Genomic DNA, 14,807 nt, shown 5'->3' on the forward strand with positions numbered 1-14,807 from the left:
AGGCACTCACCTTGAGAAGAGCGTGATCGGGTTGACGACGTCCGCGGTGACGGTCAGCAGCGTGAACACGCCACCGACCAGGATCACCGCGTACGTGAGGGGCATGAGCTTCAGGTAGTCGACGCGCCCCGGGTCGGTGCGGCCGATCCGGGCGTAGAGCCAGGAGCGGGCCCGCTCGAACCAGGCGATGGCGATGTGGCCGCCGTCCAGCGGGAGCAGCGGGAGCAGGTTGAACACGCCGATGAAGAAGTTGAGCGACACGAAGAGCATGAAGAACACCAGCCAGGCGTTGTTCTCCACGGCCTCGCCGCCGAGCCGGCTGGCGCCGACCACGCTGATCGGGGTGTCCATGTCGCGCTCTTCACCGGTGATCGCGTTCCAGAGCGCCGGGACCTTCTGCGGGATGCGCTGCATGGCGTGCGCGGTCTGCACCGCCATGTTGCCGGTGAAGTCGGCGGTGGCGCCGAACGCGGCGACCGGGCCGTACTCCACCCGGGTCGGGGTGCTCGGCTGGAGCGCCACGCCGAGCGCGGAGACCGCCGAGGTGGCGCCCTTCGGGTCGCCCAGCGGCGGTCGCTGCACCGCGGCCAGGTCGACGGTGGCCGTGGCGGGGGTGCCGTCGCGCAGGTAGGAGACGGTGGCGGTGCCGGGCTTGGTGCCCCGGACCACGTCGAGCATGTCGCCCCAGGTGGAGACCGGACGGCCGTTCACCGCGGTGATCCGGTCGCCGTCCTTGAGCTGGGCCTGGGCGGCCGGGCTGGCCGGGTCGCCGCTCTGGCAGGCGCGGGCCGCGTTCTCCACGACCACGCACGGGGCGATGGCGACCACCGCCGGCTCGGCCCGGAAGCCGGCCTCGGTGGTGGGGAACTTCGGGTTCGGCAGGCCGGCGGAGACCGCGATGATCCAGAGCGCCACCAGCGCGATGGCGAAGTGCATCGCGGAACCGGCGGACATCACGATCGTCCGCTTCCACACCGGGTAGCGCCACATGGCGCGCTTCTCGTCCCCCGGCTCCACGTCGTCGTCCTGCGGGGTCATCCCGACGATCTTGCAGAAGCCGCCGAGCGGGATGCCCTTGACGCCGTACTCCGTCTCGCCCCGCTTGAACGACCAGAGCGTCGGGCCGAAGCCGACGAAGTAGCGGGTGACCTTCATCCCGAACGCCTTGGCGGTCAGCATGTGCCCCGCCTCGTGCAGGCTCACCGAGATGAGGATCGCCAGGGCGAACAGCACCACCCCGAGCAGATAGCTCATCGAGCTCCTTCCACCGACCCGACGATGATCTCCTGGGCGTGCGCCCGTGCCCACGACTCGGCGGCGAGCACGTCCTCGACGGTACCTGGTTCGTCGAAGTCGGGAGCGTCCTCCAGCACCCGCTGGAGGGTGTCGACGATGCCGAGGAAGGGCAGCCGCCCGGCCACGAACGCCGCCACGCACTCCTCGTTCGCCGCGTTGTAGATCGCCGGCCGGCACCGCCCGGCCTCGCCTGCCGCCTTGGCCAGCGCGACCGCCGGGAACGCGGTGTCGTCGAGCGGGAAGAACTCCCAGGTGTGCGCCGAGGCCCAGTCGACCGCCGCGGCGGCCCCGGGGACCCGGTCCGGCCAGCCGATCCCGAGCGCGATGGGCAGCCGCATGTCCGGCGGGCTGGCCTGGGCGAGGGTGGAGCCGTCGACGAACTCGACCATCGAGTGGATCACCGACTGCGGGTGGACCATGACCGTGATGTCGGCGTACGGCACGTCGAACAGCTCGTGCGCCTCGATCACCTCCAGCGCCTTGTTGACCATCGTGGCCGAGTTGATCGTCACGACCGGCCCCATGTTCCAGGTCGGGTGCGCGAGGGCCTGCTCCGGTGTGACCTGGGTCAACTCGTCGCGCCGCCGGCCTCGGAACGGGCCGCCGCTGGCGGTGACCACCAGCCGCCGCACCTCGTCGCGGGCACCGCCGCGCAGGCACTGGGCCAGCGCCGAGTGCTCCGAGTCGACGGGCACGATCTGCTCCGGGCGCGTCACCGCGGCCCGCACCAGCGAACCACCGGCGACCAGGGACTCCTTGTTGGCCAGCGCGAGGGTGCGCCCGGCGCGCAGCGCGGCCAGGGTCGGCGCGAGCCCGAGCGAGCCGACCACGCCGTTGAGCACCACGTCGCACGGCCACTGCGCCAGCTCGGTCATCGCGTCCGGCCCGGCCACGATCTTGGGCAGCTTGAAGTCGCCGGTGGCCCAGCCGCGCCGGCTCGCCTCGGCGTAGAACGCCAACTGGAGGTCCTGCGCGGTGGAGGCGCGGGCCACGCCGACCGCCTCCACGCCCAGCTCCAGCGCCTGGGTCGCGAGCAGCTCCACGTTGCCGCCGCCGGCGCCGAGCGCGACCACCCGGAACCGGTCCGGGTTGCGCTTGACGATGTCGATGGCCTGGGTGCCGATGGAGCCGGTCGAGCCGAGCAGCACGAGGTCTCGGGGAGTGGTCACCCGCCCATTGTTCCCCAGCGCCTCACCCGTTCCGCCCCGGCGTCCCCCCACTGCTTGATCGACTCCACTTCCCCGAGGTGGCGCCCTCCCGGCCCGACCGATGCCGCCACCTCGCCGAACCGGTGTGGATCAACGCGGCTCCGATGTCTCACCGGGTCTGTCCGGCGGCGCCTCCTCACCCAGGAGGTCGCCGGGATCGACAGTGAACTCGAACGGCTGGCGCATCACGAAGGGAGTGCCCGCCGCCGCAGCGGCCAGCGGCCGGTAATCGCCGTCGACCAGCTCGAACAGAGCGATGGTCGGCACCCGATTCCGCAGATCGACCCGGAGGAAGTAGGGCACGCCGACGGCTGCGTACTCCCGTGGCCGATCGATCACATCCTTTCGGCGGTTGCCCGGCGAGACGATCTCACCGAGCAGAACCGCGTGGCGGATGTCCATGGTCGTTCGTCCACCCCCGGGCACGTCGAGGATGACGATGTCGGGGATGAACAGGTCCCTTCCCGACACGACGTTGCTCTCCAGGTACAACCAGAGCTTGGCGCGTCGGGCCGCCTGCTTCAGCAGGTAGGCCAGATCCAGTTCGGCGTCCTGGTGGTCATAGCCGGCATGTGGTGTCACGATCACGCTTCCGCTCAGGACCTCGACCTTCGGGCCGTTGGTCTCCGGTAGGAGATCGAGAGCGAGCTGCGCGGTCCACGGTTCGTCGTGCCAGCGGAGCACGTCGAACGACGGCTCGGCGGGCTGCGGCGCCGGCTCGGGCGCGAATGCGGCCTGGGCCATCGGGCTCACCCCCTCCGCGGGTAATCGTGCTACCGCCCACCCTAGCGGCGCTGCCCCGCCGAGCCCTGCTCGCACACGGTGTCCGTCGCTACCGAGATCCCTCAACCCGCGCGGTGAGGTGCTCCAGGTGCCCCAACGGCAGATGCGGTGGCTGCCACTCCAGGAACAGCGCGGTGGCGTCGTCGTCGAGCTGGTCCCGCTGGTAGGCGAGGACGGCGCGGACCAGCCGGCGCATCGTCTCCGGGCTAGGCAGCCGGTCGTTGAGGGCACGCTCGACGAAGTCGACCAGCCGGTCCAGCCCGAACCGTTCCCCGTCGTCGCCGCGCGCGTCGGTGATGCCGTCGGTGTAGGCGAGGACGCGGTCGCCCGGGTGCAGCGCCTCCTCGTGCACCCGCGGGCGCCTGGCCGACAGGTTGCCCAGCCCGAGCGGCAGCGCGGTCGGCCCGGGCAGCGCCCGGACGGCCTTGCCGTCGCGCAGCAGCATGGCCCCGGGGTGGCCGGCGTTGATGATCCTCAGCAGGCCGGTCCGCCGGTCCAGCTCGGCGAGCAGCGCGGTCGCGAACAGGCCGGGATGCTCGGAGCGGACCCACCGGTCGATGCTGATCGCCGTGTCGACCAGGTCGAGGCCGGTGCGCCGGGCGTTGCGGTACGCGCTGACCACGAGCGAGGCCAGCGCGCTCGCCTTGATCCCGTGCCCGCAGGTGTCGAAGAGCCCGACGCTGAGCACGTCACCGTTGAGCGCGTAGTCGAAGATGTCCCCGCCGACGTCGTAACACGGTTCGAGAATGGCGGTGATCACCAGGTCGTCGGTCGCGAAGGTCAGCGGCGGCAGCAGCCCCCACACGGTCTCGGCGGCGACCTGCATCGGAAGGCGGCGGCGGATCCGTTCCACGACGTCGCCGTAGAGCCGGCGGTTCACCAGGACCTGGGCGACGGCGACCGCCACCTCCCAGGCCGGCCGGTCCAGCGCGGGATCGCCGGCCCCGGGCGACACGATCTCCAGCACCCCCAGCCGCTCACAGCCGAGCAGCAGCGGCACCCAGAGCCGGTCCGGGTGGTCGGGGGCGCGCTGCACCTGGAGGCCGGTGAACGCCCGGCCGGCCAGCGTCGTCTCGATCGTCAGCTCGTCCCGAGGCCCGCCGGCGCCGACCAGGGGTACGAGCGAGGACTGCGTGTAGTCGGCCAGGTAGATCACGATGTCGGTGGCCCCGATCGCGGGCGCGGCCCCGCTCACCAGGAGCGACAGCTCGTCCGGCCCACCTCGGGGGGCGTTGAGGTGCAGCCAACGCGCCGCGTCGCCACCGTCGACCACACCACCACCTCCCCCCGTGTCCCCACCACCGTAGGAGGCCAGCGACGAACTGCCAACGTGCGGGCGCGGGCGAGACGAGGAACACCGCTAGGCGGGGCGGTCCAGGACGAACGTCTCCAGGGCGGCGCCGCCGTACCAGTCGCCGCGCACGCCGACGTGGGTCATCCCGAGCCGCCGGGCCACCGCCATGGACGGCTCGTTGCCGGCCATCACCACCGCGTACACCCGTGGGGTTCCGGTGGCGAACTCGCGCTCCAGCACCGCCCGGGCCGCCTCGGTGGCGTAGCCGTGGCCCTGGGCGTCGGGGTGCAGGTGCCAGCCCACCTCGATGTCGTCGGTGAGGGTCACGCCGTCGCGCCCGGGCAGCGGCTTGAGCAGGACGCTGCCCGCCGCGGGGCCGGCGTCTCGGGGTTCGATCGCCCACAGGCCCCACCTGCCGGCGTACGGCGCCCAGCGGTCGCGCCACAGACGCACCCGATCACGCGCCTCCGCCGGGTCGGTCATCCGCCCCGCCCCGCCCCCGAGCCAGCGCATGACCTCCTCGCGGGAGTAGATGTCGTAGACGCGGGCCAGGTCGTCCGGTGATTCCGTCCAGTCCCGGACCACGAGCCGCTGGGTCGAGGCGATCATCATGACGCCGGATCGTAATGCGTGCCGGACGGGCGTACGGGGAACGAGGGGGCGATGGGCGACGGGTGGGAGCGGACCAAGCGGATCACGGCTGCGGCGTTCCGGCCGGTCCGGGGCCGGGATCTGTCGCTGCACGCCGCCGCGATCACCTTCTACGGCGCGATCGCCGTGGTGCCGGTGGCGCTGCTGGCGATCTGGCTCACCGGGCTGGTCGCCGGGGCCGACCGGGTGCGCCGGCTCACCGGGTACGCGATCGACACCCTGCCCACCCAGATCGGCGCGGACCGGGCGGTGGCCGCGCTGGTCGAGGCCGGGGTGACGCTGACGCCGCTGCTGGCCCTGGCCTCGCTGCTGCCGGCCTCGCTCTACGGCGAAGGGCTGCGCCGGGCGTTCGTCTCGGTGGCCGAGCCGCGCGGCGAGTCCGGCGCGCTGGTCGGCTGGCGCGGCCGGCTGCTGCTGCTCCCGCTGCTCGCGCCGGCCCCGGCGCTGCTGCTGTCGATCCTGCTGGCGCTGCCGCTGACCACCCGGCTGGTCCGCCAGGGCGGCTGGATCGGCGCGCTGGGCGTGGTGCTGTCGTTCCTGGCCGTGTGGCTGGTGCTCACGCCGGTGCTGGTGTGGGTGTTCCGGGTGGTCGGACCGGCCTCCCCGGACTGGCTCTCCACGCTCGGCATGGGCTCGTTCACCGCCGCGAACCTCTCCGGCTTCCTGCACGGCTTCGTGCTGTTCTGCTCGCTGCCGCTGAACCTGGGCGTGCCGTTCGGCGGGTTCGACGAGATCGGCGGCGGGGTGGCGGTGCTGCTCTGGCTCTACCTGTTCCACGTGATCGTGCTGGCCGGATACTCGGCCACCCTGGCGCTGAGCCGGTGGCGGGCCGCCCGGGTGGCGGCCCGCGCCTGACCGGTGAGCCGCGTCAGCGCCGGAACGGGCCGCGCACCTCGTAGGTGATGCCGCCGCTGCCGGCGGTGGCACCGCTGGTGCCGCGCTGCGAGGAGAAGTAGAGCCGACTGCCGTCCGGGGCGAACGCCGGCCCGGTGATCTCCGACTTCGCCTGCCCGAGGAGCCGCAGGAACGGCGAGACCACGCCGGCCGGCGTGATCACGTTGATCTCCATGTTGCCGCCGTCCTCGGCCACGTAGAGGTCGCCGCCCGGCGTGCCGGTGAGGTTGTCGACACCGGTCAGCGGCGCGGCGCCGGCCGGCACCAGCGAGTCGTCGTACGCGAGGTCGAGCCGCTGGTGCACCGCGTCGTACGCCCACACCCGGTTGTCGCCCTTGGTGGTGAACCAGCAGGTGTCGTCGGCGTACCAGCAGCCCTCGCCGCCGGTGAACGACTGCGCCGCGCCCACCTGGTAGCGGGTCGGGACCGGGAACCCGTCCCGGTCCGGCAGGTCCCGCCAGGTGACCGGGCCGGTGACCTGGCCGTCCGGGGCGCAGAGCACCTGCACCCGGCCGGTGCGCAGGTCGCCCCAGGTGTCCGGCACGAACCGGTAGAAGCAGCCGTCCGGTTCGTCCTCGGTCAGGTAGACCACCCGCCGCACCGGGTCGCAGGCCGCCGCCTCGTGCTTGAACCGACCCATCCGGGTCCGCTCCTCGCCACCCCGGCCGCCGTCGGGCCAGGTCTCGAAGACCCGGCCCAGCGGCACCTCCTCGCAGGAGAGCCACGTGCCCCACGGGGTCGCCCCGCCGGCGCAGTTGGTGTTGGTGCCGCCGAGGATCCGGTACGCGGCGACGACCGCGCCGTCGGCCGCGAACCGCACCGCCGAGGCGCCGCCGACCAGCGGGACCTCCGAGTTGGAGACGTAGATCCAGCCGTCGCCGGCCGGGAAGCAGGCGCCGCCGTCCGGCGCCCAGTGCCAGGAGTACGAGGTGCCGGCGACCCGCTGCCCCGAGCGGGCGATCACCCGGCTGGTGAAGCCGGCCGGCAACTGGAGGCCGTTGGCGTCGGCGGGCAGCAGGTCCCCGTACGGGCCGGGGCCGGGTTGGGCGGGGTCGGCGGGCGCGGCGCCGGCCCAGAGACTGCCGGCGAAGGCGGCCGCGCCGCCGACGGCGGTGGCACGCAGGACGGTACGACGATCCATCGGGGTGACCTTCCCGGAGGCGGTGGGTGTCCTGTCGACGGTAGAACACGAATCCATCGACCGCTGCCGCTGTCCGGTGAACGCGGGGTGACGGCCGCTCGGCGTCAGAGGCGTTCGACGTACCGCTTGGCGTCGGCGAGCGACAGGTTCGTGTGCTCCCGCACCACCTTGATCGCCTGGATCTTCCTGCCCCGGTGCAGCAGCCGCGCGGCCTCGGCCCGCACCGCGTCGTCGACGTTCGCGCCGGGCACCGGGACGCCCGGTGACCAGGTCCCGCCCGCCGTCAGCAGGTCCACCACGCGCTTCGCGTCCAGCAGCGACAGCCCGGTCTGCGCACGCAGCACCTTGACCGCCTCGACCGTGCGCCCGGCGCGGGCCAGTCGGAGCACCTCGGCCTGCCCGTCAGCGGCGGGGCGGTCCGGGGCGACCAGGTCCCGGGGACGGCCGCGCCGCACCACGAGCAGTACCAGCACCACCACGACCAGCGCCACCACGAGGGCGACCGGGACAGTTTCGGACATGGCCGCCACGGTAGCCGCCCGCCGCGAACCCTCCCACCGGTGACGTGCCCGCACTAGGCTGCCCGGGCATGAGCGAACGCACCGAGCGCAGCGAGGGCCATGAGCGCATGCCCAGCCGGCACGGCATGAGCGAAGCGAGTGAGCTGCCGTCCCGCGCCGACGTCGTCGTGGTCGGCTCCGGGCACAACGGCCTGGTCTCGGCGATCCTGCTGGCCCGCGCCGGCCTCGACGTGCTGGTGCTGGAGGCCGCCGAGGTGATCGGCGGGGCCACCCGCACCGAGAACCCGTTCCCCAAGGTGCCCGGCCTGCGTCACTCCACCGGGTCCTACCTGCTGGGGCTGATGCCGCCGGAGCTGCTGGCCACGCTGGACGTGACCATTCCGGTGCTGCGCCGCGACCCGCACTACTTCCTGCCCACCCCGGGCGGGCTCGGCTCGCCGTACCTGCTGTTCGGCAGCGACACCGCGGCCACCCGGCGGCAGCTCACCGACATGTTCTCGGCGGCCGACGTGGCCGCCGACGACGCGCTCCAGGCCGAGCTGGCCCAGTTGCGGGAGGACCTCGCGCCGGCCTGGCTGGCCGAGCCGCTGCCGGTCGAGGAGACCGCCGAGCGCTACGTCCGGCCGGCCCTGCGGCAGGTCTTCGTCGACCTGGTGCGCGGCTCGGTCGCCGACCACCTGGCCCGCTTCGACTTCCGCTCCGAGCTGCTGGTCAGCATGTACGCGGTCACCGACGGCCTCTCCGGGCTCAACGCCGGCCCGGACGACCCCGGCACCGGGCACAACTTCCTGGTGCACAACATGTGCCGACTTCCCGGGTCGGACGGCACCTGGATGATCGCCGAGGGCGGCATGGGCACCGTCTCGCGTACCTTCGCCGAGGCCGCCCGGCGCGCCGGGGCGCGGATCGTCACCGGCACGCCGGTCACCGCGATCACGCTCGACGCCGGCGCCGCCTCCGGGGTGGTGCTGGCCGACGGTCGGGAGGTCGGCGCGTCCGTGGTGCTGGGGGCCTGTGACCCGTACCGGCTGATGGAGCTGCTGCCCGACGGCGCGCTCCCGGCGGAGCTGGGCGCGCGGATGGCGGCGGTCCGCCGCCCCGGCACCACGCTCAAGCTCAACCTGGCGCTCACCGGGCTGCCCCGTTTCTCCTGCCTGCCGGCGGACGCGCCGAGCCCGTTCGGGTCGACCATCCACCTGCTCCCCGGCTCGGCCTCGCTGGTCGGCGCGGGCGGCGAGTCGCCGATGGCCGCGCTGCGCGGCATGTGGGCGGACGTCCGGGCGGGGCGGCTGCCGGACGAGCCGACCATCGAGTGGTACCTGCACACGACCGTCGACCCGTCGCTGTCCGACGGGGCCGGGCACCACTCGTCGGCGCTTTTCGTCCAGTCGGTCCCCTACGAGCTGGCCGGCACCACCTGGGACGCGGCGCTGCCCGGCTACGTCAAGCGGCTGATCGCGATCTGCGAGCGGTACGCCCCCGGCACCGCCGACCTGATCGCGGACGCGGTGCCACTGCCCCCGCCCGGCATCGAGGCCCACTTCGGCATCACCGGTGGGCACATCCACCACGTCGACAACACGGTCTCGTTCACCGACCGGATGCCGTACGCGACCGGCGTGGACGGCGTCTACGCGGGCAGCGCCGGCTGCCACCCGGCGGGCAGCGTGATCGGCGCCGCCGGCCACAACGCGGCCCGCCGCATCCTCGCCGACCTGTAAGGAGGGGCCCCCTGTTAACGCCTCCGGTAGAGCAGGGGTCCCCTCTTAACACCTCACGGCGTCTCGGCGGCCTCCTGCCCGGCGCGCGGGAGGTCGCCGGGGCCGCGGATCACGTAGAGGCCGACCAGCAGCAGGTAGGCCAGCAGGCTGAGGATCGGGTCGACGAACACGACCGCGAACGCGACCAGGTAGAGCAGCGGGCCGAGCCGGAACCGGCGGGCCACCGCCCGGGCCAGCCGCGGGTCGAGGTCCGGGTGCAGCAGACCCCGGCGGCGGGCCCACCACCAGCTCAGGTTGAAGAACAGCGCCTCGCCGAGCACCGTGCCCACGTACAGGGCGGCGGTGAGCCGCTGGTCGCCGGTGGTGCCGCGCAGGTGGTCCGCGAGCAGGTTCGCGGTGAACGGGATGGCCGCCACGAACATCAGCAGCAGCAGGTTGAGCACCAGCAGCATCTGGTCGACCCGGCAGACGTAGCGCCACATGTTGTGGTGGGTCAGCCAGACCTGGCCGACCACGGCGAACGTGATCACGTACGCCAGGTAGGCCCGCCACTCGTGCGCCAACGCGGCCGGCAGTCCCCGGTCACCTGGCGTGTCCGGACCGAACTGGAGCAGTTCGACCGCCATCAGGGTGAGCACGATGGCGATGACCGCGTCGCTGAACGCCTCCACCCGCGAGGCGTCCCGTGCCATCTCGCTGCTGCGCCCGAACCGGTACCCCGGTTCCCGGTCCGCGCCCGTCACGCCGCCCCCACACCACGATGGTCGCGTGCCGGGGCGGCGGGCGGGGCGGAAAGCGTCAGATGACCGCTTCCCCGGCCGGCGCCGGGGTCTCCGCGTCGGCGCGGTGCGCGCGGATCTTGTGCCCGACGCTGGTCAGGCAACGGCCGCTGGCCAGGTCGAACTTCCAGCCGTGCAGCTGACAGGTGAGCTGGTCGCCGTCGACGATCCCGAACCGGCTCAGGTCCGCCTTCAGGTGCGGGCAGCGCCGCTGCACCACCCAGCCGTCGAGCGTGATGTCCTCGGCGTCGACCGCCCGCTCGTGCTCGTCGTACCAGCCCTCGGCGTACTGGAGGCGTTCCTCGGAGAGGCACTTGAAGAAGGCGTAGACGAACTCGTTGTACTGGCCGATCCGGGCCGCCGAGAACCGGCAGGACAGGAAGAGCGAGTTGACCCAGTCCACCTCGTCGATGTGCAGCAGGTGCTCGATCAGCGCGCGCTCGGTGCGGAACCGGTAGCGGACCTTCTCGTCCGCGTACGGCCGGACCTCCTTGCCCGGGAAGTCCACCACGATCGACTCGACCTCGGCACCGTCGTAGCCGACCAGGTCGAAGCGGACCGGACCGCCGACGCCCTTGGCCAGATAGATCGACTCGTCCAGCAGCGGCTCGATCCGGCGCTTCATCTGGCCGAGCACGTCGATCTCGGGATGCCGCCAGGACGCCTTTTCGGCCTCGATGATCGGGCGCTTGCGCTCCCGCATCTCCTCCAGGTGCGCGACCTTGTTCGCGAAGAACTCCTCCACCGGCACCGGGTGGGTGGTGGTCGCGCCCTCGGTGGTGATCTCCGTGACGCTGCCCGGCAGGAGCACGATGCCGTTGGTGCCGCCGACCTTGGCGTACTCGGCGAGGAAGACCGACTGGTCGGGGAAGATGTTGCCCTCGTCGCCGAAGATGTCGTTGAACTGCCACAGCTCGTCGTCGAGGAAGCAGGGCGGGCCGGCGATCGGGAAGACGTGGTCGGCCTTCAGGTCGTCGATGTAGCGCCAGGTGCGGTCGAACTGCCGGTCGCGCTTCTGCTTGCCGAACGCGGTCTTCGCCGCCTGCGGCAGCTCGTAGACCATCGGGTACCAGATCGCGCCGGAGAACTGGAGCATGTGCGCGTGCACGTGGCCCAGCTCGGCGAAGACGGTCAGGTCGGTCGGGCGGGCGTCGTTCTGGTTGAGCAGCCGGACGCCGTCGTACTCCACCCACAGCGACGAGTCGCCGATCGGGCCGTCGGTCGGGCTGGTCAACGCCTGGATCATGATCTTCAGCCCGCCGGGCAGCTCCACCACCTGCTCGTTCGGCGCCTTGAGGAACTTCGTGAAGCCCAGCGCCCGCAGCTCGTCCTCCATCTCCGAGGTGGGGAACTCGGGCAGCAGGACGGTGGCGTCCTTGGAGATGACGTCACGCAGGTGCTTGGCGTCGAAGTGGTCCCGGTGCAGGTGCGACACGTACAGGTAGTCGACCTGGCCCAGCGTCGCCCAGTCGAGCTGGGAGTTGTCGGGGAACGGGAACCACGAGGCGAAGTAGGCGGGATTGACCCACGGGTCGCACAGGATGCTGCCCGCGGGCGTGTCGATCCGCATGCTGGCATGGCCCGTACCGGTCACTCGCACCGCAATCCCCCTCGACAAGACATCAGGCGTACGTCAGGAACGCTACCGGAGGCAGTGTGGTCGCCGTTCCGCGACGCCGGTAGTGCCGTTGCGCCCCGGTCGGATCGGGTCCAACGGCCCGGGCCGGTCGGCGGCGTCCGGGCCGCCGGTCGCCCACGCGGGTCATCCCGGCACCGTGAGGTCGGACCCTGCGCCGGGCCCGGCGGGGCGCGTGCCAGACTGATCGGAGATCCGATCGCGAGGGAAGGACCGACAGTGGCAGGAGACGAGCCGGTAACCGCGCCAGATCAGCACAAGCCCGGGCACCGCAAGTCCGGGCGGATCGGTGCGGTGGTGTCGGCGGTGGCCCTGGTGTTGATGGCGTTCTGCGGCACCGAGGAGGGCCGGGTGGAGGACATCTGGCTGTTCGGGATCGCCGCGCTGCTGCTCGCCATCGTCATCGGCGACGCCGTGCTGCGCCGCAACGGCCTGCGGTCCTGACGCGCGGCGCCAGCGGTACGCGAAAGGGCCCGCCCCCTCGTCGGGGGCGGGCCCTTCGTCGTCGTGGACGGCTCAGCGGCCGAGCAGAATGTCCTGCACGTCCTTGAGCGCGGCGTCGACCTCGGCCTCGAAGTAGCCGCCGGGCACCAGCCCGAAGCGCAGCGTGTCGAGGTCCTTCGGGTTCACCGGCATCGGGTTGCGGCCCTGCATGCCGCCGAGCAGCGTCTCGAAGAACCGGTCGACCTGGTCCGGGTCGTACCCACTGCCGAACCGGCGGACCTGGAAGCTGCGCCGGATCTGGTCGACGCGGTAGAGGTCGCTGCCGGGCGGGCCGGCCATCGGCGGACCCACCATCGGCGGACCGGCGGCCGGCGGGCCGACCAGCGGCGGGCCGGTCATCGACGGGCCCGGACCGTAGCCCTGGTCCGGCGGGCCGTAGCCCGGCTCGGGGGCGCCGTAGCCCTGCTGCGGCAGCGCCGGCGGACCGGCCGGTCCGCGACCGCGCAGGTCACGCAGGTCACGCTCGGGCATGCGGATCTCGGCGGTCATGTCGGCGCGGCCGTGCCGCCCCGCCTCGAAACCGTCGAACCGCTCGTCCGGGCCGCCGTAGCCACCCGGACCGTTGTCCGGGCCGCCGTAGCCACCCGGACCGTTGTCCGGAGCGCCGTAGCCACCCTTTCCGTTGTCCGGGCCGCCGTAGCCACCGGGGCCGGGCGGGAGGCCACGCGGCGGCGGGCCACCGTGGCCGAGCGGGGCACCCGGGCCCATCGGACCGGGGCCACCCGGGCCGCGAGGCGCGTCGTAGCCGCCGCGCGGGGCGTCGTACCCGCCGGCGAACGCGCCGGTCGGCTCGTCGTACCGGTTGCCGTAGCGGTCGGCGGGCGGGCCGGCCTGGGCCGGCATCTGCCGGGGCGGCATCGGCGGCTGGGGCACCGGGGACAGGCCGCGGTCGTCGCGCATCGGCGGGCCGAGCCGGTCGGCCATCCGGGGGTCGCCACCGCGCCCGCCGGGGACGCCCGAGCGCTCCTCCAGCTCGGCGAGCTGCCGCTCCACCCGGTCGAGGTGCAGGTCGACCTGCCACTCGTCGTAGCCGTTGAACCGGACCCGGAAGACGACGTCGTGGACCTCCTGGGAGGCCACGGGCGCGCCCACCGGCTGGCCGGCGAGGGTCGCCTCGACCCGGTCCAAGAAGGCGTCCACCTCGTCGACCTTGTATCCCCGGCGGAGCGCCTTACGCCGGAAACGCTGACCCTGACTCGCCACTATGTCTCCTGGTCTCGTACCGCTACGCCGTTGCCGCGCGTGAGTCGCTGTCCGTGTCCTCGGCGGCGGCGAGCTGCCCACACGCCCCGTCGATCTCGCGCCCCCGGGTGTCCCGCACCGTCGTGGACACCCCGGCGTCGCGCAACCGCCGGACGAACTCCCGCTCGACCGGCTTCGGGCTGGCGTCCCAGCGGCTGCCCGGAGTCGGGTTGAGCGGGATCAGGTTCACGTGGGCCAACTTGCCGGCCAGCAGCCGCCCGAGCAGATCGGCTCTCCACGGCTGGTCGTTCACGTCCTTGATCATCGCGTACTCGATGGACACGCGACGCCCCGTCGTGGCCGCGTAGTCCCACGCCGCGTCCAGCACCTCGGACACCTTCCAGCGCTGGTTGACCGGGACGAGTTCGTCGCGCAGCTCATCATCGGGGGCGTGCAGCGACAACGCAAGGGTCACCGAGAGGTCTTCGCTGGCCAGTCGGCGGATGGCCGGGACCAGCCCGACCGTGGAAACGGTGATGTGCCGCTGGGACAGGCCGAGCCCCTCGGGCGCCGGCGCGACCAGGCGGCGGATCGCCGCGACCACTCGCGCGTAGTTGGCCAGCGGCTCGCCCATGCCCATGAACACCACGTGCGACAGCCGCGGCGGTGAGCCGGCCACCGCCCCGGAGGCGGCCACCCCGGCCAGGTAAACGGCCTGGTCGACGATCTCCGCGGTGGACAGGTTGCGGGTCAGCCCGGCCTGGCCGGTGGCGCAGAACGGGCAGGCCATGCCGCAGCCGGCCTGGCTGGAGATGCAGACGGTGACCCGGTCCGGGTAGCCCATCAGCACGCTCTCCACCAGCGAGCCGTCGTGCAGCCGCCAGAGCGCCTTGCGGGTCGCGCCGTCGTCGCAGGCCAGCTCGCGGACCGGGGTGAGCAGCGTGGGCAGCAGCGTGCCGGCCAGCCGCTCGCGGGTCGCCGCCGGCAGGTCGGTCATCCGCTCCGGGTCGCGCACCAGGCGCCCGAAGTAGTGGTTGGAGACCTGCTTGGCGCGGAACGCCGGTTCGCCCAGCTCGGTGACGAGCGCCTGCCGGCCCGGCAGGTCCAGGTCGGCGAGGTGGCGGGGAGGCATCGCGGGCTTGCGGCCGCGGGCGTCGGGGTCTACGGAGATCAGCGGGAGGCTCGTCATGGCGCGTC

At 72.9% G+C, this 14,807-nt stretch carries 14 protein-coding genes; 3 read left to right on the plus strand and 11 right to left on the minus strand.

Features of this window, described 5'->3' with window-relative positions:
• Positions 1-6 precede the first annotated feature (6 nt).
• From COO58_RS18705 to COO58_RS18725, 5 genes are all read right to left on the minus strand, one after another.
• Positions 7-1,254, minus strand: coding sequence for an RIP metalloprotease (locus COO58_RS18705; RefSeq protein WP_098745956.1), 1,248 nt, complete (start codon positions 1,252-1,254; stop codon positions 7-9).
• The gene (gene dxr / locus COO58_RS18710; RefSeq protein WP_098745958.1) at positions 1,251-2,465 is read right to left on the minus strand and encodes a 1-deoxy-D-xylulose-5-phosphate reductoisomerase; all 1,215 of its coding nucleotides are present in this window, start codon (positions 2,463-2,465) and stop codon (positions 1,251-1,253) included. Before dxr ends, COO58_RS18705 begins: the two co-directional genes overlap by 4 nt.
• 129 nt (positions 2,466-2,594) lie before the next feature.
• Positions 2,595-3,248, minus strand: a complete 654-nt coding sequence (locus COO58_RS18715; protein WP_098745960.1) for a Uma2 family endonuclease — start codon at positions 3,246-3,248, stop codon at positions 2,595-2,597.
• An 88-nt stretch (positions 3,249-3,336) separates the two neighbouring features.
• A complete protein-coding gene (locus COO58_RS18720) occupies positions 3,337-4,560 on the minus strand; it encodes a PP2C family protein-serine/threonine phosphatase (RefSeq protein ID WP_255292669.1) in 1,224 nt (407 codons plus the stop codon).
• Positions 4,561-4,647: 87 nt separating this feature from the next.
• Positions 4,648-5,193, minus strand: coding sequence for a GNAT family N-acetyltransferase (locus COO58_RS18725; protein ID WP_098745961.1), 546 nt, complete (start codon positions 5,191-5,193; stop codon positions 4,648-4,650).
• Between the two features lie 51 nt (positions 5,194-5,244).
• On the opposite strand from COO58_RS18725, the gene COO58_RS18730 reads away from it, so the two are divergent.
• A complete protein-coding gene (locus COO58_RS18730) occupies positions 5,245-6,087 on the plus strand; it encodes a YhjD/YihY/BrkB family envelope integrity protein (protein ID WP_091580136.1) in 843 nt (280 codons plus the stop codon).
• Positions 6,088-6,100: 13 nt separating this feature from the next.
• On the opposite strand, the gene COO58_RS18735 is transcribed toward COO58_RS18730, so the two are convergent.
• Entirely contained in the window at positions 6,101-7,267 is a 1,167-nt protein-coding gene (locus tag COO58_RS18735; protein WP_091580139.1) for an alkaline phosphatase PhoX, read from the minus strand.
• Between the two features lie 104 nt (positions 7,268-7,371).
• Positions 7,372-7,788 (minus strand): ribosomal protein L7/L12, encoded by a 417-nt coding sequence (locus tag COO58_RS18740; protein ID WP_098746447.1) that lies wholly within the window; start codon positions 7,786-7,788, stop codon positions 7,372-7,374.
• A 125-nt stretch (positions 7,789-7,913) separates the two neighbouring features.
• Between COO58_RS18740 and COO58_RS18745 the strand changes: the two genes are divergently transcribed.
• Positions 7,914-9,509 (plus strand): NAD(P)/FAD-dependent oxidoreductase, encoded by a 1,596-nt coding sequence (locus COO58_RS18745; RefSeq protein ID WP_098746449.1) that lies wholly within the window; start codon positions 7,914-7,916, stop codon positions 9,507-9,509.
• A 53-nt stretch (positions 9,510-9,562) separates the two neighbouring features.
• Here the strand turns inward: COO58_RS18745 and COO58_RS18750 are convergent, their stop codons facing one another.
• Together COO58_RS18750 and COO58_RS18755 are read right to left on the minus strand one after the other, a co-directional pair.
• Positions 9,563-10,201, minus strand: coding sequence for a TMEM175 family protein (locus tag COO58_RS18750; RefSeq protein ID WP_176558897.1), 639 nt, complete (start codon positions 10,199-10,201; stop codon positions 9,563-9,565).
• 106 nt (positions 10,202-10,307) lie between these two features.
• Positions 10,308-11,888, minus strand: coding sequence for a Rieske 2Fe-2S domain-containing protein (locus COO58_RS18755; RefSeq protein ID WP_091580142.1), 1,581 nt, complete (start codon positions 11,886-11,888; stop codon positions 10,308-10,310).
• A 255-nt stretch (positions 11,889-12,143) separates the two neighbouring features.
• Here COO58_RS18755 and COO58_RS18760 point away from each other — a divergent pair, with 255 nt between their 5' ends.
• Positions 12,144-12,368: a DUF2631 domain-containing protein gene (locus tag COO58_RS18760; protein ID WP_091580146.1), complete on the plus strand. Its 225-nt coding sequence runs from the start codon at positions 12,144-12,146 to the stop codon at positions 12,366-12,368.
• Positions 12,369-12,440: 72 nt separating this feature from the next.
• Here the strand turns inward: COO58_RS18760 and COO58_RS18765 are convergent, their stop codons facing one another.
• On the minus strand, positions 12,441-13,631 hold the full coding sequence (locus COO58_RS18765) for a DivIVA domain-containing protein (protein WP_098745966.1): 1,191 nt from the start codon (positions 13,629-13,631) through the stop codon (positions 12,441-12,443).
• Positions 13,632-13,653: 22 nt separating this feature from the next.
• Positions 13,654-14,799, minus strand: coding sequence for a 23S rRNA (adenine(2503)-C(2))-methyltransferase RlmN (gene rlmN / locus COO58_RS18770; protein WP_098745968.1), 1,146 nt, complete (start codon positions 14,797-14,799; stop codon positions 13,654-13,656).
• Positions 14,800-14,807: the final 8 nt, after the last annotated feature.

Origin of the sequence: Micromonospora sp. WMMA1996, from assembly GCF_002573675.1 — a bacterium.
Classification (GTDB): domain Bacteria; phylum Actinomycetota; class Actinomycetes; order Mycobacteriales; family Micromonosporaceae; genus Micromonospora; species Micromonospora sediminicola.

Excerpts from the sequence above, each read along its gene's own strand:
- COO58_RS18745 (WP_098746449.1), top strand. The coding sequence starts at position 7,914 with ATGAGCGAAGCGAGTGAGCTGCCGTCCCGCGCCGACGTCGTCGTGGTC.
- rlmN (WP_098745968.1), bottom strand. The coding sequence starts at position 14,799 with ATGACGAGCCTCCCGCTGATCTCCGTAGACCCCGACGCCCGCGGCCGC.
- COO58_RS18735 (WP_091580139.1), bottom strand. The coding sequence starts at position 7,267 with ATGGATCGTCGTACCGTCCTGCGTGCCACCGCCGTCGGCGGCGCGGCC.
- COO58_RS18740 (WP_098746447.1), bottom strand. The coding sequence starts at position 7,788 with ATGTCCGAAACTGTCCCGGTCGCCCTCGTGGTGGCGCTGGTCGTGGTG.
- COO58_RS18725 (WP_098745961.1), bottom strand. The coding sequence starts at position 5,193 with ATGATGATCGCCTCGACCCAGCGGCTCGTGGTCCGGGACTGGACGGAA.
- COO58_RS18705 (WP_098745956.1), bottom strand. The coding sequence starts at position 1,254 with ATGAGCTATCTGCTCGGGGTGGTGCTGTTCGCCCTGGCGATCCTCATC.
- COO58_RS18730 (WP_091580136.1), top strand. The coding sequence starts at position 5,245 with ATGGGCGACGGGTGGGAGCGGACCAAGCGGATCACGGCTGCGGCGTTC.
- COO58_RS18750 (WP_176558897.1), bottom strand. The coding sequence starts at position 10,201 with ATGGCACGGGACGCCTCGCGGGTGGAGGCGTTCAGCGACGCGGTCATC.
- COO58_RS18715 (WP_098745960.1), bottom strand. The coding sequence starts at position 3,248 with ATGGCCCAGGCCGCATTCGCGCCCGAGCCGGCGCCGCAGCCCGCCGAG.